Consider the following 22,840-nt stretch of genomic DNA (forward strand, 5'->3'; position numbering starts at 1 on the left):
GAAAGACGGCCACCACGTGGAGAGGCTACGAGCGCCATACGCCGTGCGGTAGCTCGCCGTCAGGGCCTGCCGGTTGCGATCCTGGGTCACCCCGGGGCCGACCGCCACCAGGCGGACAGCGCCGTCTTGTCCTCGATGCAGTCGATTTGCGGTCCTCGGCCGTCCCGAAGGGCGACCGCCACGTCAGCTCCACAGGCTCGGGTGTCCCTAGGTCCACGTCGTTGCGATCCTCGGTCGTCCCGAAGGGCGACGGCCACCCGTCCAGCATGCTCCGTCCGATCGGGAAACCGGCGTTCGCCCTGAAAGGCAACGGTCACCTCACCGTCGACATCTACGCCATCGTCGCCTTCAAGTTGCGATCCTCGCTCGTCCCAAGGGCAGCCGCCACCACCGACCACCCGCGGATTGCCACAGCCGCTCGCGGTTGCGATCCTCGGTCGCCCCGAAGAGCGACCGCCACCTTCAGCCCGTCGCGCGGCGTGGTCGGGGCTCTTGGTGTTGCGATCCTCGGTCGTCCCGAAGGACGACCGCCACGGTCGTCCTGGTTCTGCTCGTCGCCGGTCTCCTCTGGTTGCGATCCTCGGTCGTCCCGAAGGACGACCGCCACCCGACGTCCGCCGGGCCCTCGAAAAGCACGTCATCGAGGTTGCGATCCTCGGTCGTTCCCAAGGGCGACCGCCACTCGGCAAGGGAGTCGACGTCACCGCCGCCACCAGGGAGTTGCGATCCTCGGTCGTCCCGAAGGGCGACCGCCACGAAGGCGGGGACGATCAGCTTCTTCCACTTGAAGAGGTTGCAATCCTCGGTCCCCCCGAGGGGCGACCGCCACTCGCGCCGTCGCCAGGCACAGCAGGCCCTGAGCCTGGTGTTGCGATCCTCGGTCCCCCCGAGGGGCGACCGCCACGCTGCGCTCCCAGCACCGTCACCAGAAGCGGAGGCAGTTGCGATCCTCGGTCCCCCCGAGGGGCGACCGCCACCCGCGGCGAGGGCCGCGAACACCACGAACGACGAGGCCGTTGCGATCCTCGGTCCCCCCGAGGGGCGACCGCCACGGTAGCTGAGGTGCATGATTCAGCGTACCTAGGCCGTGCAAAGGGCCGACAGCGAGGCCCAAATAGTGCCGAACTGGCTGTTCTTGCTTCGGAGTGGGTAGCGTGTTTCGTGTGCACTTGGGGTTCCGAAGCACCACTCTCATGCACGTGAACCGGATTGTCAGTGCTGCCTCCGGGTGGGGGGTGGCCGCTACCCGGCGTAGGCTGCATGGTTGCGACCCTCGGCCGCCCCGAAGGACGACCGCCACGTGCGAGGTCTACCCCGTCGTCTGTGGAGAACCGCAGTTGCGATCCTCGGCCGTCCCGAACAGCGACCGCCACGTCGCCTTCGCGGTGCACACCGCGCTGCAGCTGGCCGGCTGTCTCGGTCCCGACTCCGGGCAGGGCGACGAGGCTGGGAGCGGCTCGTCTCACGAGGGGAGCGAGGTCCGCGTCGGCCTCTTTGATCTCCTGCTGCAGGACCTGGTAGCGCCGGGCGAGGCAGCGAAGTGCCGTCTTGGTCGCGCAGGCCGGGTCCGTGAGATCACCGGTGGGCCGGGTGCGGGCGAGGGTGTCGATCAGCAGGCCGGTGGGCAGTCCCCGAAGCTTGTCCCGCAGGGCGGAGGGAGCGGTGACCATCAGAGAGCGGATCTGGTTGATGGTCTGCGTCCGTGCCTTGACGGCGCTCTTGCGGACCACACGCAGAGCGCGGATCGCTTCCACGATCCCGTTCCGGCTCTTGGGTGTTCCGCTCGCGCGACCGGACAGGACGGCGGTGGCCGCCGCGTAGGCGTCGATCGGATCGGACTTGCCGCGGGCCCGCCTGGCCTTTCGGTCCGGGCGGTCGACCTCGACGACCGTGATGCCGCTGGCGGTGAGGAACCGGGCGAGTTCGGCGCCGTAGGCCCCCTGTGCCCTCCATCCCGACCGCGATGACGTCGCCCTGGGCACGCAGCCAGGCCAGCAGCTGCTCGTAGCCGGCCGAGTTCGTCTCGAACGGCTGCGTGTCCAGGTGGCGGCCAATCGAGTCGATCACTGCGGCCTGGTGGACGTCCGTATGGGTGTCGATTCCGCCGATCACCGCTATCTCGGGCGCTGTCATGCTCGGCTCTGCCGTCCTTCCGTATGGGTACCGGAGCAGCGTGTGCTGCCCAGGCTGACGGACAAGACAGTGATGAGGCTGGTGGCCAAGCTCCTACGAGGTCACGGACACCCGCGAGCACACGCGGTGGCGTCGTTCGGCGGCCGACAATTCAACAGACGGACAGCCGAAACGTCAGTCAGACCCAGAGTCAGACCCCCGAACGACGCCAAGGACATCCTCACTGTCAGACCCCGGGTGAACTGGTGGTTGCGATCCTCGGTCGTCCCGAAGGGCGACCGCCACGACCTCGGCACCGTCGTGACCGCCCTTTCCGAGGCGGAGTTGCGATCCTCGGTCACCCTGAATGGCGACCGCCACAATCGGCCCAGATGATGGCCGACTCGTGGGGCCGGCCGTTGCGATCCTCAGTCACCTTGAAGGGTAACCGCCATCCGCCACGGGGCCGCCCGCTGTACGTTCGGCCAGTCGTTGCGATCCACGGACGCCCCGCGGGGCGACCGCCACGCCGACGAGTCCGCCCACAAGCGCGCGACGGCCAAGTCGTTACGATCCTCAATCGCCCTGAAGGGCGGCCGCCACCAGCGGAACGCCACGCTTGCTGAACGTGTCCGCCTCGTTGCGATCCTCGGTCGCCCCGGAGGGCCACCGCCGCACCCCTGGCAGGGTCCGCGTGTCGTACTGCACATAGTTGCGATCCTCGGTCATCCCGAAGGGCAACCGCCACGACGCACGCACTCGTCGGCCGCGCGTGGGTGGAGGAGTTGCGATCCTCGGTCGCCCCGAAGGGCGACCGCCGCCACGGGTTCCGGTGAGACGATCGAGTACCCGGTGAAGTTGCGAACCTCGGTCGTCCCAAAGGACGACCGCCACGCCCGCGCGCGGGTCCCGATCGAAGAGGACACCCTCGTTGCGATCCTCGGTCGTCCCAAAGGGCGACCGCCACGAGCTGGCCGGAGTCATTCTCAAGCCGGTCCGTGCGGTTGCGATCCTCGGTCACCTCGAAAGGCAACCGCAACCCGGTGCGCTCGATCGGGCGGGTACAGCACCCGACGTTGCGATCCTCGGTCGCCCCGAAGGGCGACCGCCACTCGTGTTGGTAGTCTCCTCGTCCTCCCACTTGGTGTTGCGATCCTCGGTCATCCCGAAGGGCGACCACCACCAGCTTCCCCGGCGCCTGTCGCTTCCCACTGTGGGGTTGCGATCCTCGGTCATCCCGAAGGGCAACCGCCACCCGGACGGCCCCGGCAAGGTTGGCGCCGTTGTCAGGTTGCGATCCTCGGTCGTCCCGAAGGGCGACCGCCACGTCAGCTCCACAGGCTCGGGTGTCCCTAGGTCCGTCGTTGCGATCCTCGGTCGTCCCGAAGGACGACCACCACGACCCGACAAGGGGGACCGTCAGCCGCGGGTGACGGTTGTTGCGATCCTCGTCGTCCCGAAGGGCGGCCGCCACCCCTTGCTGACGACGTACCGGGGCAACCCCATCGACTCGTTGCGATCCTCGGTCGTCCCGACGGACGACCGCCACGTCGTGCGTCCAGTACAGGCGCTTGTCCGTGCCGAGGTTGCGATCCTCGGTCACTCGAATGGCAACCGCCATTCCGGCTCCGCGGAGCGATCTCCGCCCACCCCGAGGTTGCGAACCTCGGTCACCCCGAAGGGCAACCGCCACCCGGTCCGGGCCGCCCGCTGTGCGTTCGGCCAGTCGTTGCGATCCTCGGTCGTCCCGAAGGGCGACCGCCACGCGGGGGGGGGTGCCCCTATGGGTTTCGTCAAGCGGTGGGTAATGTCCGTGACGGCTGGCCTTGAGCCGGGGAAGCCCGGTTGACCAGGGGCAACGGCTCTGGTCGTTGAGTCTGGCGTTGTGGAACCGAAGGGGTTGTGGCGGATGAGGGTTCTGTTCTTTCCCGATGAGGATGGGGTGGACGTCTCGGGCGGTGCGGCGGAACTCGCCGTCCTGGCCTTCGCCCTCGCCGCGGGGAAGGGTGGCACGGAAACCACCGCCTCGGCTGAACCGAGCTTCGGGGGCACTGAACTGGCTTCAGTCGAGGTGGTGAGCACCAGCGGCCCGGGTGTCCGTATCCGAGTTGACTCGGAGCGCAGCGCTCTACTCATCGAGGGTGACCGGCTGGGCTTGACGGCTCTTGCTGACGAAGTTCAGTCGATTGCGGAGATGGACGACGGCGGGCACCAGCACATCGAGTACTTCCCGGATCACTACTACCTTGTCGCTGGGTCACTGGCCATGGTCGTAAACAGTCCTCATGGCGGCATGCCGACTCGATGAACGACTGATGGCAGTGGCTGGCCGGGGTTCGTAGAAGGTTCCGTCGCGGAGCATGGCGAAGAGGACGTCGGCTCGTCGTCGGGCGAGGCAGAGCAGGGCCTGGGTGTGGTGCTTTCCCTGGCTGATCTTCTTGTCGTAGTAGGCCCGCGATGCAGGGTCCCCGAGGGCGGCAAACGCGGAGAGGAAGAAGGCCCGTTTGAGCTGCTTGTTCCCCCTTCGGGAGGGCTGTTCGCCGCGGATCGACGACCCTGAACTGCGGGTCGCGGGAGCAAGGCCCGCGTAGGCGGCGAGGTGGCCGGCGGTCGGGAAGGTACTGCCATCGCCGACCTCGATCAGGATCCGTGCTCCGGTCCTGACGCCGACTCCGGGCATTGAGGTCAGGACCTTCGAAAGAGGGTGGGCCTCCAGCAGTTCCTCGATCCGCCCGGCCAGCAGCTTGCGCTGGCCAAGCACAGCGGTCAGCGATCCGGCCAGGCTCGGGACGATCAGCGCGGCCGCCTCGGTCCCCGGAACGGTGACGGTCTGCTCGTCCAGGGCGGCGAAGATCTCCTCGACCAGCCGCTCGGCCATCCTCGGAGCCTTCGGGCGTAACAGGGTGACCAGCCGTCGCCGTCCGGCCTTGCGGATCTGGGCCGGGGACCCGAACCGTTCCAGCAGCATCAGGACGGCCGGATGCTGCAACCGGGGCCCCAGTACTCGCTCCAGCGACGGATGGATCTGGGTCAGCAGGCCGTGAAGCCGGTTGGCGACCCGGGTTGCCTCGCCGGCCAGGTCGTCATCGGAGCCGACGATCATCTCCAGCTCGGCGATCGTCTCGTCCTCGCCGTCGACCGCCCGCAGCGTGTGAGGCATCGCGCGAGCGGCGTCCGCGATGATGAACGCGTCCTTCGCGTCGGTCTTCGCCTCGCCCGGGTAGAGGTCGGCGATCCGCCGCATCGTCAGCCCCGGCAGGTAGGCGATCGGGCAGCCCATGTTGCGGGCGACCGCCAGCGGCAGAGCACCGATCGAGGCGGGCTGATCGACCACGACCAGCACCGTCCCGTGCTTGGCCTGCAGCTTGGCGAAGAGCTCGCGGAGCTTGGGTTCGGTGTTGGGCAGGCGCTTGTCGAAGGCCTTCTTGCCTGCCGGGGTGACGGCGGTGGCGTGGTGTTCGCCCTTGCCGACATCCAGGCCGAGGAAGACGTCGATGTCGCTGGTGTCGATCACGTGCGAGCCCCTCCGCTCACGCTTTCGTCCGGCCTTGCCTCGGCACCGAGCTGCCACACCCACGTTACGGAGAGTTCCTCCGGCTCGGGTAAGCCGGTGCTCAAGCCCCTCATCAGCGGTCCGTCGATGCCTCCGGGCCCGGTGACACCACCCCCCGGATCATCAACCGCAACAAGGGGGGGGAAGTCATGCCGGACCCGAAGGCCGGTAGCCCCATTGCGGAGCCAGGAAGAAGGTAACGGGGGGGCTGAGGCATCTGGCCCCCTCTCGGTCAGTTGCGATCCTCGGTCGCCCGAAGCGCGACCGCCACTCAGGACGGACTTGCTGACGGAAACTTCGTCCAGGTGTTGCGATCCTCGGTCCCTCCGCAGGACGACCGCCACCAGGCGGACAGCGCCGTCTTGTCCTCGATGCAGTCGATGTTGCGATCCTCGGTCGCCCCGCAGGACGACCGCCACCTGCGGTGGCGCCCTTGCTGGACCCGCCGACCCCGGCGTTGCGATTCTCGGTCGCCCCAAAAAGGCGACCGCCACGGCCCGGCCTGCGGCCGCCGTCCCGGCGCAGGCGAAGTTGCCATCCGCGGTCGTCCCGAAGGGCGACCGACACCTGCAGCCGGTGCCAGGACCACACACAACCTTACGTTCCGATCCTCTGTCGCCCGGAAGGGCGACCGCCACATCGGACCCGCTGCCGGTGTTCGTGAAGTACTCGGTGTTGCGATCCCCAGTCGCCCCGAAAGGCAACCGCCCCGGCAGCTGGCCGTCGCCCCCACCGTGCCGGAAGCATTGCAATCCTCGGTCGTCCCGAAGGGCGACCGTCACGTACCGCCTCAACGAGCAGATGGCCTCGAACGCGAAGTTGCGATCCTCGGTCATCCCAAAGGACGACCGCCACCACCGCCCCTGCCAGGGCGGATCACCTTGGTTCCCGAAGTTGCGATCCCCGGTCGTCCCGAGGGCGACCGCCACGCCGGCCCGCATCCGGCTGAGTGCGACGTGGAAGAGGTTGCGATCCTCGGCCGTTCCGAAGGGCGACCGCCACCATCGTCGTACAGGTCCACCGCGCGCGCTCGACGTTTCGTTCCTCAGTCGTGCGGGAGGACGACTACGACCCCAGCAGCCGACGCGGCTCGCGTACCGGGCCAGCCTGGCTGCGATCCACCGTCGCCCCGAAGGGCTACCACCACCTGCTCGTCCAGGCCGAGAGCATCGGCAATCTGGTTGTTGCGATCCTCGGTCGTCCCGAACGGCGACCGCCACCCGCACTCCCCCACACGACAGGCCCCGCCGACACCCTGTTGCGATCCTCAGTCACCCCTGAGGGCAACCGCCACAGTAGTCCGTATCGATCGGGTTGTCCGTGTGCTGGTGGTTGCGATCCTCAGTCACCCCGAAGGACAACTTCCACCCGCCGCGCGCTGTTGCTCTGCGGCCTGGTCGTGGTCGTTGCGATCCTCGGTCGCCCCGAAGGGCGACCGCCGCGCGGCGGACGGCCGGGGCTCCACCGGTCTGGTCTGGTTGCGATCCTTGGTCGTCCCGAAGGGCGACCGCCACTCAACGGCATGGGCGCCGGAATCAGCACCGCCGTGCAGTTGCGATCCTCGGTCGTCCCGAAAGGCGACCGCCCCTACGGCCGTGTCTGCGCCCAGCTTGGACGCGTCGATGTTGCGATCCTCGGTCACCCGAATGGCAACCGCCATGCCGGCTCCGCAGAGCGATCTCCGCCCACCCCGAGGTTGCGAACCTCGGTCACCCCGAGGGGCAACCGCCACCCGCACCGGGTCGCCCGCTGTACGTTCGGCCAGTCGTTGCGATCCTCGATCGTCCCGAAGGACGACCGCCACCACAGCCATGGCGTCACCTCCGAATCTGTAACTCCGGTTGCGATCCTCGGTCGTCCCGAAGCAGACGACCGCCACCATCGTCGTACAGGTCCACCACGCGCGCTCGACATTTCGTTCCCTCAGTCGCGTGGGAGGACGACCGCCACCGTCGGCGAACTCGCCTTCCGGATCGCGGAGTACGCGTTGCGATCCTCGGTCGCCCCGAAGGACGACCGCCACGAGGGCTCGGCGCACTCGGCTGTCGAGCGTTCCGGCGTTGCGATCCTCGGTCGTCCCGAAGGACGACCGCCACCCCGACTCCGCCCACTTCCGCCAGACGGAGGAGCGTGTTGCGATTCTCGGTCGCCCCGAAGGGAGACCGCCACCCCGGCGTGCCGGCCGACGTGCCTGTCGTGCCGCTGGTGTTGCGATCCTCGGTCGTCCTGAAGGGCAACCGCCAAGCCCGCGCCGCCGAGCTGTACGACGAGCAGGAAGCGGGTTGCGATCCTCGATCGTCCCGAAGGACGACCGCCACCGGACCAGTCGAGACCGAGGAGCGAGGCGATTCCGACGTACGATCCTCGGTCGTCCCGAAGGACAACCGCCACCAGCCCGCGCTTCTTCATCTCCTTCACGAGCGCGCCGTTGCGATCCTCGGTCGTAGCGAGGGACCGCCACTCCGAATCTGATCATCACGGGGGGTCCCCGGTTCGGGGTTGCGATCCTCGGTCGTCCCAAAGGACGACCGCCACACCGATGCCGTAGAGCTCCCCGACCAGCCGGTGGTGCAGGTTGCGATCCTCGGTCAGCTCGAAGGGCGACCGCCACCTCCAGGCCAGGCGTCGCGAGGCTGATGCCGCGCTGGTTGCGATCCTCGGTCGTCCCGAAGCGCGACCGCCACCCGCCCGGCGCTGCCCGCCCCTGCCCACGCGGAAGGTGTTGCGATCCTCGGTCGCCCCGAAGGACGACCGCCACAGCACTTCGTCGGTGATCCGGGCCAGGGCCGCGGCGTTGCGATCCTCGGTCGTCCCGAAGGACGACCGCCACTCCCGTCCCTGATGGCGGCCGTGACCTGCTGGGTTGTTGCGATCCTCGGTCGTCCCGAAAGACGACCGCCACCGTGGCGGATGCTCCGGCGGACGTCTCGCAGTCAGGTTGCGATCCTCGGTCGTCCCGAAGGACGACCGCCACTTCGCGACCGGTGTCCTCGCCCACTTCGGCCTGTGGTTGCGATCCTCGGTCGTCCCGAAGGACGACCGCCACCGCCACCCTTCCCGTTCTGGCCCCGGGCGGGCTTGGGGTTGCGATCCTCGGTCGTCCCGAAGGACGACCGCCACACCAGCACCCAGGACAGCTGCTCGATGCGGGTGCGCTGTTGCGATCCTCGGTCGTCCCGAAGGACGACCGCCACCACGTACGGCACGCACCAGGCCACGGCGCCGATGGCGTTGCGATCCTCGGCCGTCCCGAAGGACGACCGCCACCCGCCTCCGCCGACTCCTTCGCTGCCCAGAACGTCAGGTTGCGATCCTCGGTCGTCCCGAAGGACGACCGCCACGGCGGCTGAACTGCATGATTCAGAGTACCTAGGTCGATCAAAGGTCCGACGCCGAGGACCAAATGGGGCCGAACCGGTTGGTCTTACCTCGGAGCAAGTCGCGTGTCTCGTGTGCACTTGGGGTTCCGAAGCACCCTTCTCATGCACGTGAACCGGATTGTCAGTGCTGCCTCATAGGCTGCCTGACCATGTCGAGCCTATCGGTGGAACCCGGAGACAGCGAAGACCCTGGCGAGCCGCTGTGGGCCCACAGTCGTAGCGACGTCAGCGGCTTACGGCACACGGTGCAGGATCACTTACGGGGATCTGCTTCGCTGGCGTGTGTCTTCGGAGGTGCCTTCGGGATGGGGCCTTCCGCGGAGTACCTCGCCCTCGTGCATGACGTGGGGAAGGGGAGTTGTGCGTGGCAGGTTGCTCTGGAGCGGGCTGAGCGTCTTGGGGGCAGGGTAGGGGTTCCGCACAAGGGTGCGGGTGCGCTTCTGGCGGCGGAGGTGTTGGGTCGGCCCTTTGCTGCGCCGGTGCTTGGTCATCATGGTGGTATGCCTTCCTTGCAGGAGTTGGGGGCTGTGCTGGCTGAGCTTGCGGGCACGGGCGTGGAGGGGCAGGCGGCCAGGGAGGCGACCGTGAGGGTCGCTGGGGTCGTTCCCGAGATTCTGCGGAGTGGACGGATTCCGCCGCCGCCCTGGCTGACCGACTTGCAGATCCCGGCGCGTGAACTACGGCTGCGGATGGATCTGCTGGTGCGGATGCTGTTCAGTTGCCTGGTTGATGCTGACTTCCTTGATACAGAGGCGCACTTCGCCGGGAGGCCTGTGCGGCTGAGTCGGCTGGCTGATCTGGCTGTGTTGGCAGCGCGGTTTGAGGCGCGCCGGCACGAGATGCTTGCCAGGCGTGAGAAGTCACCTGTGGATGAGGTGCGGGGCGCCGTGTATGAGCAGGCATTGGCTGCTGCTGCTGGGCCGCCTGGGATGTATGTGCTGCATGTGCCGACGGGTGGAGGGAAGACTCTGTCGGCTGGTGGGTTCGCTCTGCATCATGCTGCCGCTTATGGCATGCGTCGGGTTGTGGTGGTGGTGCCTTTCATCAGCATCACGCAGCAGAATGCCCAGGTCTACCGGGACATGCTGGATCCGCGGTCGGAGGCGGAAGGCGAGCCTGTGGTGCTGGAGCACCACAGTTCCGTGGAGCTGGATGATGAGGGGAACGGCGTCTGGTCACGCCTGGCAGCGGAGAACTGGGATGCCCCCTTCGTCGTGACGACGACCGTGCAGTTGTTCCAGTCGCTGTTCGACCGCAAGCCGTCGGCGATGCGCAAGCTGCACCGGCTGGCTGGGAGTGTGATCGTCCTGGATGAGGTCCAGGCGCTGCCTGACAGGCTTCTGCTCCCGATCCTGAGCGTTCTGCGGGGGCTGGTGGAGCATTTCGGGGTGTCGGTCGTACTGGTTTCGGCGACTCAGCCCGAGTTCTGGTCTATGCCTCGGCTTGAGGGGCTTGAGCGCCGCGGGGTGGTGAGCGATGTCGCCCGGCTGTTCCGGGAGCTGCACAGGGTGCGCTACGAGTGGCGGATGGATGTGGGCGTTACGTGGGAAAGCATCGCGGAGGAGATCGCGGATGCGGGTGAGCAGGTGTTGGCCATCGTGAACACCACGCGGGATGCGGCTCTCTTGCATCGCATGCTCACGGAGAGGTGCGAGGGGCGTGTCCGGCACTTGTCGACGCGTATGACGGCCGGACACCGGCAGGAGGGCATCACATCGATTCGGAAGGATTTGAAGGAGGGGCTGCCGGTTCGTGTGGTGTCGACTTCCTTGATCGAAGCTGGTGTGGATGTGGACTTCCCCTGGGTCTACCGGGCATGGGCGCCGGCCGAGTCCTTGCAGCAGGCAGCCGGCCGCTGCAACCGTGACGGGCGTCTCCCGGAAGGCGTCACGGTGGTTTTCCGGGCCCAGGACGGGGGCCAGCCCAAGGATCCCTCCTACACCGCCGCGCTGGAGGCGACATCCGAGTTTTTCGGCCCTGGACTGGCCTTTCCCGACGATCTTGATGCTCTGGCCTCCTACTACAGGCAGCGGTACGCCTACCAGGTGGTGGGAGGGGAGGGCATGGGCAGTCACATCGAGGCGTCTCGGCAGGCACTGGATTTCCCGCAGGTCGCCAAGGACTTCCAGATGATTGCCGACCAGTACTCGCAGCCCGTGGTGGTGGTCCGGTGTGAGGAGGACAGGGCAGCGATGGAGGCGGATGTCGCGGCCCTGCGCCGCCCGTATCCGTGCGGTCCGGAGGTTCTTCGTCGGCTGCAGCCGCACATGGCCGCTCTGCCTCGTCATGAGGTCCACGCGGCTCTGTCGTGCGGGCTGGCGGAACCGGTAGTCGGTGATCTCGTCCTGTGGTGTGGCAGCTACGACGAGGAGAGGGGCCTGGACCCCTTCGAGCCGGAGGATCGTGCGGGATATCTCTTCTGAGGCGCGAGCGGGTGGCTACCCTGTCGCGAGGTGCCCTGCAGGTACCGAGCGGCAGTTCGCCTGGGCGGGCTGAGGGTAGAAACAGTGTGATCGAGGCGAGTTCGCTCGGTCCATTCACCAATCGGGCGTGGCCACAGACGAGCGGCATGTGGTCACGCCTGAAGCATTTTCAGTCATGACGGCACGGCCACGGGCTGGCGCTGCCATAGTGGATCCGCACCTAACGAGACGCTTCGATATCACTGAACAAGCCTTCATTTCAAGGCAGTTGGCTTCAGCGCGCGTTGTCAGTGGGGGCTCGTAGGGTGCGGGAAACCGACGCGGTGGGAACGCCGCGGGGCGGGTTCGGTCCGCATGCCTGGCATGAAGGTGAGGTAACACAGTTGCGTACGTTGGCTTCGGAGGAGCGCAGGGCCGCGGGGCGTGGTAACGGGGGCTGGGTGTTCCCCGATCTGGTGGTCGAGACCTGGGGGGAGCTGGCCTGCTTCACGCGGCCGGAACTGAAGGCCGAGCGGGTGAGCTACCCGGTGATGACCCCCTCGGCGGCCCGGGGCCTCCTGGAGGCGATCTTCTGGAAACCGGAGTTCAGCTATGTGATCACCAAGATCGAGGTGCTGTCGCCTATTCAGTGGGTGCAGGTGCGACGCAACGAGGTCAAGTCCACGATCAATGCGGCCACGGTGCGGGATCTGCGTGCGGACTCCAGCCGGCGCTACGACGTTGAGGCAGACCGGGACCAGCGCAGCACGATGGCATTGCAGGACGTCCGGTATCGCATCGGGGCCCAGGTGGTCACCGCTGCGCACGCGGGTGCTCCGCAGGAGAAGTTCCGTGAGCAGTTGCGGCGCCGGGTGGAGCGCGGGGCTAGCTTCTCTCAGCCGTTTTTCGGTTGCCGGGAGTTCACCGCGTTCTTCGGTCCCGCGGACTCCTCGAAGGCGGTCGGCCCCATCGCTCGTACCGAGGAGCTGGGCGTGATGCTGCACTCCATCGCGTACACGCCGCAGGGCGAGCGGTATCGCTGGTTCAGGGCCAGCCTCGTCGACGGAGTGCTGAACGTCCCCCTGCAGCCGCTGCCCGACGACGCGGTCGCGATGCCGCAGGCTCCGTGGCGTGCGACCGGAGCGGGGGCATGAGCGCATGCTGCTGGCACGTCTGACCGAATACTCCGAGCAGCTGGGCGGTTCGCTGCCGCCTGAGTTTTACCGGCCTAAGCAGATCCACTGGATTCTGCACGTCAAAGAGGACGGGAGTGGAGCGGGCCTAGTATCCCGGCGGCCGCCGCCCAAGGCTCGGGACCAGGCACTGATCACGCCCGTCCCGTACGTGCAGCGTTCCGGGACCAAGGTGCCTCCCTACCTGCTGGTGGATACCGCCGAGTTCGTGCTCGGTCGGGCCAAGAACGCTACTCACCCCGACGGCCCCTCACCGAAGGACGAGGAAGAGGCCCAGCGCCGGCATGCCGCCTACCGGGACCTCGCCCTGCGCTGGGCACAGGGCGAGCCGGACAATCCCTCCGCCATCGCCCTGCGCGCCTTCCTCGCCGCCGGCGGCCTCCCGAAGCAGCAGCACCCCGAAGATCTTGACGCCAAGGACACCGTGGCCATCATGGTCGGGACACACTGGCTCCACGAAGACCCCTCAGTCCAACGGGTGTGGTCCCAGGTGGCGCGCGAACGCAAGGGAGGAGCGGGCCAGCGGGGACTGTGCTTGATCTGCGGCACCCTGGGTGACCTGCTGGCCACCATCCCCGAACCCGTGAAGAAGGGCGCGATCCCCACCACTGGCGGGAGCAACGAAGGCCAGCTCATCAGCATCAACACCTCCGCCCAGGGCCGCGACGGCGCCACACAGTTGGCCAACACCCCCGTCTGCGACCGATGCGGCCAGCAGGCGATGTCCACCCTCAACCACCTCCTGGCCAGCGACACCAACCGCCGGCGCTTCCCGGACAGCGTGATGGTCTGGTGGACCCGCACCTCAGCCGACGACTCGCCGATGGCACTGCTGTACCAGGACCAGCCCGACCCCGCAGCGGTCAGCCACCTCATCGAAGCATTTCGCCAGCGCCCCAGCTCCGCGGCAGCCGACCGTGTGGACCCCAACGACTTCTACGCCCTGACCCTGGGCCTGAACAACGCCCGCATCGTCGTCCGCGAGTGGCTTGAGGTCCCCCTTGAGGATCTGAAGGTGAACGTGGGCGCGTGGTACCTGGACCACGGCGTCCATGACGGATGGACCGGCCAGTCCCGGTACGTGCCGCTGTGGCTCCTCGCCCTGTCGGCCGGCCGTCACGACGGGGACCGCTACGTCAAGGACAGTGCGCCTCACGGCCTCGAAGCTGACCTCGCTCGCTGCGCGCTGCGCCGCACACCACCACCGGCCAGGCTGTTGCCCTCGCTCCTGCAGCGCATCCGAGCCGACCATCACATCGACGCGCCCCGCGTCGCTCTGCTCCGGCTCATCCTCAATCGATCCGCCGACCCCAAGGACCACCTGATGCCCACCTTGGACCTCTCCAGCGGTGACCCCGCCTACCTGTGCGGGCGCGCCTTCGCCGTCCTCGAAGCCGTCCAGCGCACCGCAATGCGCGATGTGAACACCACCATCAGGGACAAGCACTTCAGCGCCGCGGTCACCGCCCCCGGAGTCGTCCTGACCCAACTGCGCATCGGAGCAAACGCCCACCTCAAACGCCTGCGCAGGGACCGCCCAGCCGCAGGATCAGCACTGGAGAGCCGGCTCAGCGAGGTCTTCAGCGCCTTCCGCGACGACATCCCCCTGCACCTGACGCCCCGCGAGCAGGGCCGGTTCGTCATCGGCTACGAACAGCAGCGCGCCGCGGACCGGGCCGCCGCCAAATCCCACAGCACCCCCGGGAAGAGCACCGACCCCGACCCCGAGCCGTAACTCTTCCCCCCAGCTGCTGCATCCGCAGCCCACACCGGCTGACGGCCTCTCAAGAACGGACCATCATGACGCAGGCACACCTCGACCCGACCCGCAAGCACGACTTCGTCTTCCTCATCGACGCCACCGACAGCAACCCCAACGGGGACCCGGACAACGGCGGCATCCCCCGCACCGACCCGGTCACGGGCCAAGGCCTGATCACCGACGTCGCCATCAAGCGCAAGATCCGCAACACCATCGCACTGATCAACCGAACGGAGAACAAGCCCGGCTACGAGATCTACGTCGAAGCCGGCGTCGCCCTCAACGCCCAGCACGAGCGGGCATACACCCCCGAGAGCGGGGCGACCAACCAGAGCGAAGCCCGAGCCTGGATGTGCCGCAACTTCTTCGACGTCCGCATGTTCGGCGCCGTCATGTCCACCGGCAAAAAGGACAAGCAGGCCGGCCGCGTCCAGGGACCCATGCAAATCTCCTTCTCCCGCTCCATCGACCCCATCACCCCCTTCGACATCGGCGTCACCCGGGTCACTCCGACCAAGCAGGAAGACATCGACGCCTGGCACAACCCTGAGGAGGGCAAGAAGGGCAAGGAGACCGAGATGGGCTCCAAGCACATCGTCCCCTACGGCCTCTACCGCGGCGCCGGACACTTCAGCGCCCCACTCGCCGCCAAGACCGGCGTCACCAGCGACGACCTCGCAGCCTTCTGGCGAGCCTTCACCCTCATGCTCGACCACGACCGGGCAGCAGCCCGAGGCGCCCTCGCCCTGCGCGGCCTGTACGTCTTCACACACGACGATGCCTTCGGTCGGGCCCCCGCCCACACCCTCCTCGACCGAATCCACATCAAGCCCCTCGGCGACGTAAGCGCCCGCAGCTTCACCGACTACGGAACCGTCGAGATCCGGGACACCGACCTGCCCGCCGGCATCACATTGACCCGAGTCATCGGGTGAACAACCAGAGCTACGACTCGCCACCCGACACGCCACGTCGGCGGTCGTGGGCCGCTCCCCTACCGGATACCCGGCGAATCGCAACCCCCGCCCGACCGTGCCCCGGGCTCTGCGGGCGGCGGTCGCGCAGGCGGAGGTTGTCGCCGGGCTGGAGGTAGCCAGCCATCTCCAGGCGGGCCCGGTCTGGGACGCGTTCCTCGCGGTGCGGCGGGAGGAACTGATGCCGCAGGCGTACGTGCGGCGCAGCGGGCCGGAGGAGACCCCGCCGCGCTGGGACCTGCTCGGCTGGTCCGCGCCCGCGCACCAGGAGAAGTTGCTCGGGCTGCTGTACAGCAGGGAGGGGAGCGTGCCGGTCCAGCACCGCGGCGAGCTGGTCCCGGCCGTCCACCGAGGCCGCGATCGGGCGGGTCGATGCCTGCCATATCCAGCACGGCTGGCATGCCCGTCGCGTTCCAGCAACGCCTGGGCCTGCTGCCAGGCCTTCCAGTGGCCGGGAACTCCCCCGCATGCATGATCACCGAACGCCTCGAACAGGACGGGCCGGGTGGGGCGCCCACGTGGGAGTTCCGCGTCCAGGGATTCGGGCCCGACGGCAAGTCCGCCGCCGACACCCTGGCCGACGCCGTCCGTACCTAGGACCCGGAACTGAGCGACCGCGCCAGCCCCGTGCTGACGTTCCTGCCCGCGGACACATCAGGCCCCGTTGTGCCCGTCGGGGGACGTCGTCGACAAGCCGCTGGGGCGCATCGCGGTCACCTGGACGGGACGTGACCGGCACGTCGGCCCGCGCGTTGAACGGAACGCGGGAGGGGACGGAGGGACAGAGCGGTGATCATCTGGATCAACGGGGCGTTCGGGGCCGGTAAATCGACCCTGGACGCCGGGCTCCGCGAAGCGCTGCCCGGCTCGGTGGTCGCGGACCCGGAGGACGTCGGCAGCCTCCTGCGCAGCAGCATGCGCGGCCACCCCCATGCGGTGCGGAACTACCAGGAGTATCCGGCCTGGCGCCGTCTGACCGTCCGGCTTGTCACCGAGCTCCACCACCTGGCCGGTGGCACCGTCATCGTGCCCATGACCGTCCTGCACCAGCCTTACGCACGGGACATGCTGGAGCCCCTCGCCGCTCTCGGTGTTCCCGTCCACCACCTGGGGCTCCATACGGATCCCTCACCTCTGCGGGCCCGCATCGACGCCTCCCTTGAGTACCCGCACGACGAGGCGCGCAGCGAGGCCGTTCGGGCGCACCGGCGGCGCGGCATCAACGACTACGAGCAGGCGTTCAAGGCGTGGCTGAACACCGCGCGGGTGATCGACACCGGCAGCCTCACCCCCGGCCAGGTCCTCGAAGCCGCGCTCGCCCAGCTCGCCCGCACCTGAGAACCCGGAGGATCCATCCCGTGACCACTCTCGCTCCCCAGGCCGTCGTCCGGCTCGGGACCCGGCCCAGCCCCATGGCCATGGAGCAGACCGGACGCTTCGCCCAGGCGTTCCACGCCTGCCACCCGCAGCTCACACTCGACATCCGCAAGATCACCTCGGAGGGCGATGCGCACCGCGGTCCCTTGTCCCAGATCGGTGGCAAGGGCGCATTCACCCGCCGCGCGGACACCCATCTCCTCGACGGCCGCGTCGACGCCACCATCGCCTGTGCCAAGGACCTTCCCGGCTCCCACGACCGGGCCCCCGGGACGGCCGTCGCCGCGGTCCTGCCCCGCGAGGACGTCCGTGACGTCCTCGTCCTGCCCGTCGGCCACCAGCCCGTCACCCTCGCCGAGCTGCCCCCCGGCACACGGGTCGGCACCAGCGCTCCCCGCAGGGCAGCTCTCCTGGCCTCTCTCTTCCCCCAGCTCGTCCCCGTTCCGATCCGCGGAAACGCCGACAGCCGCCTGGACCGCCTCGATCACGGCCGGCTCGGCGCCGACGTGATGATCGCGGCGCTCGCAGGCCTGCGGCGCCTTGGCTTCGCGGACCGGGCCGGGGAAGTTCTCGACCCCACCCTGTGGCTGCCCGCCACCGGCGCCGGGATCATCGTCGTCGAGCACCGCGCCGACGACACCGTCACCGGCGGACTGCTCGCGCCGCTCACGCACCCCGCCACCCGGATCCTCCTCGACGCGGAGCGGGCCGTCCTCGCCGAACTGGCAGGGGGCTGCCTCACCGCGGCTTCCGCACACGCCACCCTCGACGACACCGGCCGCGTCATCGTCCGAGCAGCCGTCCTTGACCCGGCCGGCGGCCCGAGCGTGCGCGCCGAAGCCTCCGGCTCCACTGAACACGCCGCCGAGATCGGCAGGAGGACGGCCCGAGCTCTCCTGAACGCCGGTGCGCTCCGGCTCCTCGCCGTCACACACGAGTAGGCGGACCACATCCCTCGGGCCCCGTCGCCCGCCTCCTGCCTTCAGCCAGGCGCCTCCTCGGCATCCTGCCGGGAAAGTCCCCGACCGCGGAGCTCACCCCATGCGAAAACCCCGCCTCATCGCCATCAGCGGCCCTCCCGGGTCCGGGAAGTCCACCCTAGCCCGGGCCCTTGCGGCCGAACTGGGCTGTCCCTCCATCCTCCGGGACGAAATCAAGCAGGGCATGGCGGACACAGCCTCCGGCCTGTTCCGAAGGACATCGAAGACCTCAACGTCCCCGTCACGGACACGTTCTTCGCCACCCTCGACGTCCTGCTCCGCGCCCAGGTCACCGTCGTCGCCAAGGCCGCCTACCAGGACCGGCTCTGGCGGCCCGGCCTGCAACCCCTGGCGGACATCGCCGACCTGTGGGTCATCCGCTGCCACGCCCCCGCCCCTACCCTCACGGACCGGATCAGGGAACGGGCCGCCCTGGATCCGCACCGTGCGGCGCACGCCGACGAGCAGTTGCTCAGCGACATCGCCGCCGGCGCCTACGACCCGGAGGCCTTCGCCGAGATCTCTCTTGGCGCACGTGTCCTGCGTGTGGACACGTCCGACGGATACCGGCCTACCCTGGCCGAGATCACCGCACGCGTCCAGGCCGCATGATCACCATGCTGCTCAAGCAGCCCCGCGCAGTCACAGCCGGGCCAGGCGCGGCCCCGGCGGCTCCCGCCTGCAACGCTCCCGAAGGGCTCACCCGTGACACGCTCCTCGTTGCCGTCCTTGCTGGCCGTATTCGCACACCCAGACAATGAAGCGCTCGCCGCCGGCGGAGTCCTCACCCAGCACGCAGCCGCCGGAGCGCGCACAGCAGTCGTCACCACCACCTGGGCTCCAGACACCCGGCGTGCCGCCGAACTCGCAGACGCCCTTCACCTTCTCGGCGCGGGCAAGCCCCGCATGCTCGGGTACGCCGACCTGCGCGTATCCAAGTCCTCTCCCGGCCGGGCCCGTCTCTGCGACGCCATCCAGGAAGAAGCAGTGAATCGTCTCATCGCCCACATCCGTGCAGTGCAGCCTCAGGTGATCGTGACCCACGACGCATTCGGGTCCGGTCACCCCGACCATGTCCGAACCCACGAGGTCGTCCGCCAAGCCGCACTGGCCGCGGGCATCGAGGGCGTCCGCCCGGCAGCGGGCCGTCCGTGGAGGGCCGGCGCTGTCTACGGCGCCGCGTACCCCCGCTCGGAGAGCGCGGTGCTGGACGCGCTGTTGGCTCGGCCGGAAGGCGCCTGCGCACAGTGACGGACGACATGGCGCACGTAGCCGTCGACGTCCGGCCCTGGCTGGACCGGAAGAACGCGGCAATCATGGCTCACCGCAGCGAGACGAAGCGGGCGAGGTCCCTCCCAAGGCTCCTGGCCCGACTTCCGGCGTCGGAACGGAACGCGGTCATGGCTACCGAGTACTTCACACGGCTCGATCCCAGGTACCTACCGGGCCCCGAACGGCTCGAAGGCCTGACCGTCTGAACCCCGGCTCTCCTACGCGCGGAACCATGGGAGTCCGTCAAGCCCTCGTGACTGCCTGAACGGCCACTCCGAGAGCCCGCCGGAGCGCCTCCCGGCCCGTCGAAGCCGAGTCCATCGTGACCGCAGCCGTGGGTGCGGTGCGCCGCAAGCCACCACCCAGGGTCGAGGCCCTCGTCCACGCCCGGCGGGCCCGCGCTTGCTCGCACCTCGACGAAGCACGCTACTGGGCCGACCTCGCCGAACAGAGCCGGGACGCAAATGAGCCGGAGGGGGCGTACGGACGACCCTCGCCGAGTCCCAGGGCTCACACGCCTCCACCCAGCTCGACATGAACCGTCCCGGCGACGCGGAACCCACCTTCGCGGCCGCCGCCCGCGCCTTCGACGGCGGCGCGGTCCGCACCCACGCCCTCTACCGCGCCCGTCAGGCCGATGCGCAAGGGCGTGATGGCCATCACGAGCAGGCATGCGGCACCGCGCACCAGGCCCTGGACCTCACCGACCAGATCAGCTCCCAGCGCATGGCCAGGCCTCTTCAGGACCTCGTCGCCACCATGACCTCCCACCAGACCCTGTCGGCCGTAAGCGAGTTTCGCGACCGGATCGCCACCACCGGCTGACCCCACCCGGCTGGCCCGGGAAGGTCAGATGATCGGCGGGCGCCCGGCACGTGTCAGGCGCCACGCGGTACGCCACGACATCGCACGGCGCTCTCCCGCGTCCCCGCGCACGAAGGCCGAAGCGGTCACCGGCAGGATCCGGGTCCCGGGGCCAGGCCCGGTGCTGGCCCATCAACACGCCGCCACCAAAGGGGACTCGAATAACGCGGCCTTGGACGCTCCCGCGGCGGACTGACCAGCAAAATCCACCTGGCGTGCGACGGCCGGAGCAGCCCGCTTGCCTTCCTCGTCACTGAGCAGCGTCCGTGGACGGTCTGGAGTGAGGCTCGCCGCTCCCGACCCTCGCCGCCGTTCGGGGCGTCGTCGGGAACCTCGGCGGGTGTGGGTCATGCCAGAGGCTTATCTGCGGCGAATTTTCCAGTTGTCCGGAACTCGCTTTCCAGTTTTCCCTTGAGCTGATGATCCGATGGGAAAATTGCCCCTTTAGAGGGACAGGCCACAGCGGGCATGCGGCGCTAACCTCGTCGCCACACCCCCGAACCATCAGGGTCTTTCCGCGTTTTCCACGTTTTCCTGCGCCTGGGATGGCTCCGGTTTTCGGTGTGCGCGGGATCGGGGGCGTAAAGAAGATCACTACGGTGTGAAGGAGCTGGTGTGGACGGGATGGGTGATGCGGTGCCGGTGGGGGTGGCGTGGCAGAAGTCGGCCGCGTGCAACGGGTATGAGGACTGTGTCGAGGTGGCCCGGCTGGCGAACGGGAACGTGGGGGTTCGGAACTCGCGTTTACCGGACGGGCCGATGGTGCAGTTCACCAGCGCTGAGCTGGCCGCGTTCCTGGACGGGGTCGGCAAGGGCGAGTTCGACTGGATGACCAGCTGATACGAGGATCCGGTTGCGGAGGGCCACGCGAGGAACTCAGACTGCGACGGTGGTGAGAGTTCACCACCGTCTGCAAGGGAGATTCGCGTGGCCGATCGGCCGTCCCACCCGCTCGCCCGGCTGGTGGACCCGGAGGGGCTCGACAGGCACCAGTCCGGGACGACTCTGGCTCGCCGCCTGTGGGGCCTTGAGCTGCGGGAAGCGCGCGACAACCTCGGGTGGACAGGCGCCGAGGCCGTCCAGCGGGGTGCGGTGAGCTCAACCACTGTCCTGAGCCGACTGGAACAGGGGAAGCTCAGGGCCAAGGTCACTACCTCGGTGGCGGAGGCGCTGGTGAGGGCCTACGGGGTCGATGAGGTGACCGCGGTGTCGTGGCGGAGCCAGGCTGCTGCGATCGAGAACGAGCGGTCCCGGCCCGGCGGGGAGGTTGCCGTTGTGGACGGTGATTTCTCGGCGTCGCCGGCGTTCGAGGACATTCTGCGCCTGGAACGGCGTGCCTCGGAGATCATCTCGTTCGCGGGAGTGTTCGTGCCGGGGCGGGTGCAGACCCGGCAGTACAGCAGGGTGGTGATGGAGCGCGCGTGCGATGGGCGGCCCGAGCTGCTGGTGCGGGTTCCCGAGCGTCTGCGGCAGCGTCATCAACGGCAGGAGCTGCTGGAGTGGGGCACCGCGCTGCACTATTCGATGATCATCGACGAGCACGTGCTCACGACGCCGATCCCGGGTGAGGCTCCAATGCTGGAGCAGTTGCTGGAGCTGCAGAAGCTGGCCAGGAGCCGGGAGTGGATCCATCTGCGGGTGCTGCCCCGCAGCCAGTGGGCGCACGAGCTGCCGAAGGCGATGACGATGTCTCTCTTCCGGTTTCCCGCGGAGCAGGCGGAGTCCGGTGAGGCTGCGGCGCCTCCGGCGATTCTCTACCTGGAGGGCAGCAGTCCAGAGGTGAGCCGTCTGTACACGGATCAGGCCAGGGTCGACCAGCATGACGCGAACCTGAACATGCTGTCCAACCTGTCGCTGGACGCGGAGGACAGTCTCGGGTTCATCCAGGAACAGGTCAGCCGGTTCGAGGCGAAGCTGCGGGGCGGTGCCGCGGTCCGTCATGGCTGCACGGGAGCGGGGCTGTCACGGTACGCGGGCCACTCCCCCGTACTGGACCCAGCCGGCGGGGGCGCCGGACTCGGGCTGGGGGGGATGACCCGGGTTCCAGCGGGCCACGTCGCCGGGGGCGTTCTGTCCCAGCATGGTGAGGCCGGCGAAGAAGCGGGCGACGTCGTCGCGGGGACGGATGTTGCCCCAGTGCCGACCCAGCGTGTGCCTTAGGAAGTCGCCGATCTCGGCCCGGATGTCGGGGTCGTCGTGGGTGAGATGCGAGATGACGAGGTAGCTGCCGCTGGGCAGCCGCCCTGTCAGGCCGCGGATCAGGGACCAGGGGTCCTCGCGGTCGGGGATGCATTCCAGGACCCAGCCGAAGAGGACGGCGACGGGCAGGCCGGCTTCGAGGAGGCGGGCGACACGGGGATGGCGCAGGATCCGGGCGGTGTCGCGGATATCGGCGCACAGGACGGTCGCGGCGGTGGCGTCCTCGGCCAGGATCAAGCGGCTCTGGCCCAGGGCGACGGGGTCGTTGTCGACGTAGACGACGTGGGTGTCGGGGCGGGCTTCGCGGGCGATCTCGTGGACGTGGGGGCGGCGGGGGATGCCCGAGCCGAGGTCGAGGTAGCGCCGGACCTCGTGCTGGGCGGCAAGGTGGCGCACCGCGCGGCCGAGGAAGGCCCGGTTGATGGTTGCGAGTTCGCGAAGGCGCGGTGCCAGGCCCAGCAGGTCCGCGCAGGCACGACGGTCGGACGCGTAGCCGCCCTGTCCCCCGAGGAGGTGGTCGTACATGCGGGCCAGACTAGGTTTGGTGACGTCGATGGGCACAGGCTCCCCCTGGGGCACGGCGGCCTGCCCCGCTGGCGGGTAGCGGGGTTGGCGGGTTCGTGGGCGGAAAAGCGTTCATCATAGGGGGCGAGCCCCTTGTGAAAATACCTGCCCACGCCGCGGGGTGGATTCGTTCTTCGGAAAACCGGCGAGATCTCTTCGGGTGTGTATTCGTGCTGGTAGGGCGCACGCGAGTGCGCCGGTCCCGTGA

General features: G+C 68.6%; 18 protein-coding genes and 5 pseudogenes. 16 read left to right on the forward strand and 7 right to left on the reverse strand.

The features are described from left to right. Positions 1–770: 770 nt before the first annotated feature. The 3 genes and pseudogenes from SLAV_RS43490 to SLAV_RS00295 form a co-directional block, all read right to left on the reverse strand. Positions 771–1,982: an IS110 family transposase gene (locus SLAV_RS43490; protein ID WP_425276230.1), complete on the reverse strand. Its 1,212-nt coding sequence runs from the start codon at positions 1,980–1,982 to the stop codon at positions 771–773. Between the two features lie 10 nt (positions 1,983–1,992). Then, positions 1,993–2,133: pseudogene (locus SLAV_RS41960) on the reverse strand (IS110 family transposase); the annotation flags it as partial. Positions 2,134–2,688: 555 nt separating this feature from the next. Continuing rightward, positions 2,689–2,841 (reverse strand): hypothetical protein, encoded by a 153-nt coding sequence (locus tag SLAV_RS00295; protein ID WP_159038045.1) that lies wholly within the window; start codon positions 2,839–2,841, stop codon positions 2,689–2,691. Between the two features lie 1,180 nt (positions 2,842–4,021). On the opposite strand from SLAV_RS00295, the gene SLAV_RS00300 reads away from it, so the two are divergent. Continuing rightward, positions 4,022–4,420 (forward strand): Imm32 family immunity protein, encoded by a 399-nt coding sequence (locus SLAV_RS00300; RefSeq protein ID WP_030239879.1) that lies wholly within the window; start codon positions 4,022–4,024, stop codon positions 4,418–4,420. On the opposite strand, the gene SLAV_RS00305 is transcribed toward SLAV_RS00300, so the two are convergent. Together SLAV_RS00305 and SLAV_RS40700 are read right to left on the reverse strand one after the other, a co-directional pair. Next, on the reverse strand, positions 4,370–5,626 hold the full coding sequence (locus SLAV_RS00305; RefSeq protein WP_100660728.1) for an IS110 family RNA-guided transposase: 1,257 nt from the start codon (positions 5,624–5,626) through the stop codon (positions 4,370–4,372). The genes SLAV_RS00300 and SLAV_RS00305 overlap by 51 nt on opposite strands. Positions 5,627–7,010: 1,384 nt before the next feature. Next, the gene (locus SLAV_RS40700; protein WP_158740930.1) at positions 7,011–7,325 is read right to left on the reverse strand and encodes a hypothetical protein; all 315 of its coding nucleotides are present in this window, start codon (positions 7,323–7,325) and stop codon (positions 7,011–7,013) included. Between the two features lie 1,869 nt (positions 7,326–9,194). Between SLAV_RS40700 and SLAV_RS00310 the strand changes: the two genes are divergently transcribed. From SLAV_RS00310 to SLAV_RS41680, 12 genes and pseudogenes are all read left to right on the forward strand, one after another. Beyond that, positions 9,195–11,468 (forward strand): CRISPR-associated endonuclease Cas3'', encoded by a 2,274-nt coding sequence (locus tag SLAV_RS00310; RefSeq protein ID WP_078950658.1) that lies wholly within the window; start codon positions 9,195–9,197, stop codon positions 11,466–11,468. 440 nt (positions 11,469–11,908) lie between these two features. After that, complete coding sequence (gene cas5c, locus SLAV_RS00315; RefSeq protein WP_037688829.1) at positions 11,909–12,601, forward strand: type I-C CRISPR-associated protein Cas5c; 693 nt, start codon at positions 11,909–11,911, stop codon at positions 12,599–12,601. Positions 12,602–12,605: 4 nt separating this feature from the next. Further along, complete coding sequence (cas8c, locus tag SLAV_RS00320; RefSeq protein WP_078950659.1) at positions 12,606–14,375, forward strand: type I-C CRISPR-associated protein Cas8c/Csd1; 1,770 nt, start codon at positions 12,606–12,608, stop codon at positions 14,373–14,375. Positions 14,376–14,440: 65 nt separating this feature from the next. Then, a complete protein-coding gene (gene cas7c / locus SLAV_RS00325) occupies positions 14,441–15,337 on the forward strand; it encodes a type I-C CRISPR-associated protein Cas7/Csd2 (protein WP_030239890.1) in 897 nt (298 codons plus the stop codon). A gap of 97 nt (positions 15,338–15,434) precedes the next feature. Next, positions 15,435–15,851, forward strand: coding sequence for a hypothetical protein (locus SLAV_RS00330; protein WP_030239892.1), 417 nt, complete (start codon positions 15,435–15,437; stop codon positions 15,849–15,851). Continuing rightward, complete coding sequence (locus tag SLAV_RS43025) at positions 15,848–15,973, forward strand: hypothetical protein (RefSeq protein WP_267884276.1); 126 nt, start codon at positions 15,848–15,850, stop codon at positions 15,971–15,973. Before SLAV_RS00330 ends, SLAV_RS43025 begins: the two co-directional genes overlap by 4 nt. A 192-nt stretch (positions 15,974–16,165) precedes the next feature. Continuing rightward, positions 16,166–16,714 (forward strand): AAA family ATPase, encoded by a 549-nt coding sequence (locus SLAV_RS00335; RefSeq protein WP_030239895.1) that lies wholly within the window; start codon positions 16,166–16,168, stop codon positions 16,712–16,714. A 20-nt stretch (positions 16,715–16,734) separates the two neighbouring features. Further along, on the forward strand, positions 16,735–17,694 hold the full coding sequence (hemC, locus tag SLAV_RS00340; RefSeq protein WP_030239897.1) for a hydroxymethylbilane synthase: 960 nt from the start codon (positions 16,735–16,737) through the stop codon (positions 17,692–17,694). A 100-nt stretch (positions 17,695–17,794) separates the two neighbouring features. Then, positions 17,795–17,857 (forward strand): annotated as a pseudogene (locus tag SLAV_RS41965) (hypothetical protein); the annotation flags it as partial. Between the two features lie 344 nt (positions 17,858–18,201). After that, a complete protein-coding gene (locus tag SLAV_RS41970; protein WP_234333907.1) occupies positions 18,202–18,345 on the forward strand; it encodes a hypothetical protein in 144 nt (47 codons plus the stop codon). A gap of 93 nt (positions 18,346–18,438) precedes the next feature. Beyond that, entirely contained in the window at positions 18,439–18,984 is a 546-nt protein-coding gene (locus tag SLAV_RS00350) for a PIG-L deacetylase family protein (RefSeq protein WP_335341817.1), read from the forward strand. Between the two features lie 555 nt (positions 18,985–19,539). Continuing rightward, positions 19,540–19,830, forward strand: coding sequence for a hypothetical protein (locus tag SLAV_RS41680; RefSeq protein WP_051841432.1), 291 nt, complete (start codon positions 19,540–19,542; stop codon positions 19,828–19,830). Between the two features lie 24 nt (positions 19,831–19,854). Here SLAV_RS41680 and SLAV_RS43495 read toward each other — a convergent pair. Next, positions 19,855–19,941: pseudogene (locus SLAV_RS43495) on the reverse strand (glycosyltransferase family 2 protein); the annotation flags it as partial. Between the two features lie 99 nt (positions 19,942–20,040). Between SLAV_RS43495 and SLAV_RS41685 the strand changes: the two are divergent. From SLAV_RS41685 to SLAV_RS40595, 3 genes and pseudogenes are all read left to right on the forward strand, one after another. Further along, a pseudogene (locus SLAV_RS41685) lies at positions 20,041–20,124 on the forward strand (IS5/IS1182 family transposase); the annotation flags it as partial. Between the two features lie 369 nt (positions 20,125–20,493). Then, entirely contained in the window at positions 20,494–20,709 is a 216-nt protein-coding gene (locus tag SLAV_RS00370) for a DUF397 domain-containing protein (RefSeq protein WP_030239899.1), read from the forward strand. A 123-nt stretch (positions 20,710–20,832) separates the two neighbouring features. Continuing rightward, a pseudogene (locus SLAV_RS40595) lies at positions 20,833–21,747 on the forward strand (helix-turn-helix domain-containing protein); the annotation flags it as partial. A gap of 84 nt (positions 21,748–21,831) precedes the next feature. Here SLAV_RS40595 and SLAV_RS41975 read toward each other — a convergent pair. After that, a complete protein-coding gene (locus SLAV_RS41975; protein WP_158740932.1) occupies positions 21,832–22,629 on the reverse strand; it encodes an SAM-dependent methyltransferase in 798 nt (265 codons plus the stop codon). Between the last annotated feature and the right edge of the window lie 211 nt (positions 22,630–22,840).

Origin of the sequence: Streptomyces lavendulae subsp. lavendulae (assembly GCF_002803845.1) — a bacterium.
Lineage (GTDB): Bacteria > Actinomycetota > Actinomycetes > Streptomycetales > Streptomycetaceae > Streptomyces > Streptomyces lavendulae.

Excerpts from the sequence above, each read along its gene's own strand:
- SLAV_RS00295 (WP_159038045.1), bottom strand. The coding sequence starts at position 2,841 with ATGACCGAGGATCGCAACTATGTGCAGTACGACACGCGGACCCTGCCA.
- SLAV_RS00300 (WP_030239879.1), top strand. The coding sequence starts at position 4,022 with ATGAGGGTTCTGTTCTTTCCCGATGAGGATGGGGTGGACGTCTCGGGC.
- SLAV_RS40700 (WP_158740930.1), bottom strand. The coding sequence starts at position 7,325 with ATGGCGGTTGCCATTCGGGTGACCGAGGATCGCAACATCGACGCGTCC.
- SLAV_RS00310 (WP_078950658.1), top strand. The coding sequence starts at position 9,195 with ATGTCGAGCCTATCGGTGGAACCCGGAGACAGCGAAGACCCTGGCGAG.
- cas8c (WP_078950659.1), top strand. The coding sequence starts at position 12,606 with ATGCTGCTGGCACGTCTGACCGAATACTCCGAGCAGCTGGGCGGTTCG.
- cas7c (WP_030239890.1), top strand. The coding sequence starts at position 14,441 with ATGACGCAGGCACACCTCGACCCGACCCGCAAGCACGACTTCGTCTTC.
- SLAV_RS43025 (WP_267884276.1), top strand. The coding sequence starts at position 15,848 with ATGATCACCGAACGCCTCGAACAGGACGGGCCGGGTGGGGCGCCCACG.
- SLAV_RS41680 (WP_051841432.1), top strand. The coding sequence starts at position 19,540 with ATGAACCGTCCCGGCGACGCGGAACCCACCTTCGCGGCCGCCGCCCGC.
- SLAV_RS00370 (WP_030239899.1), top strand. The coding sequence starts at position 20,494 with ATGGGTGATGCGGTGCCGGTGGGGGTGGCGTGGCAGAAGTCGGCCGCG.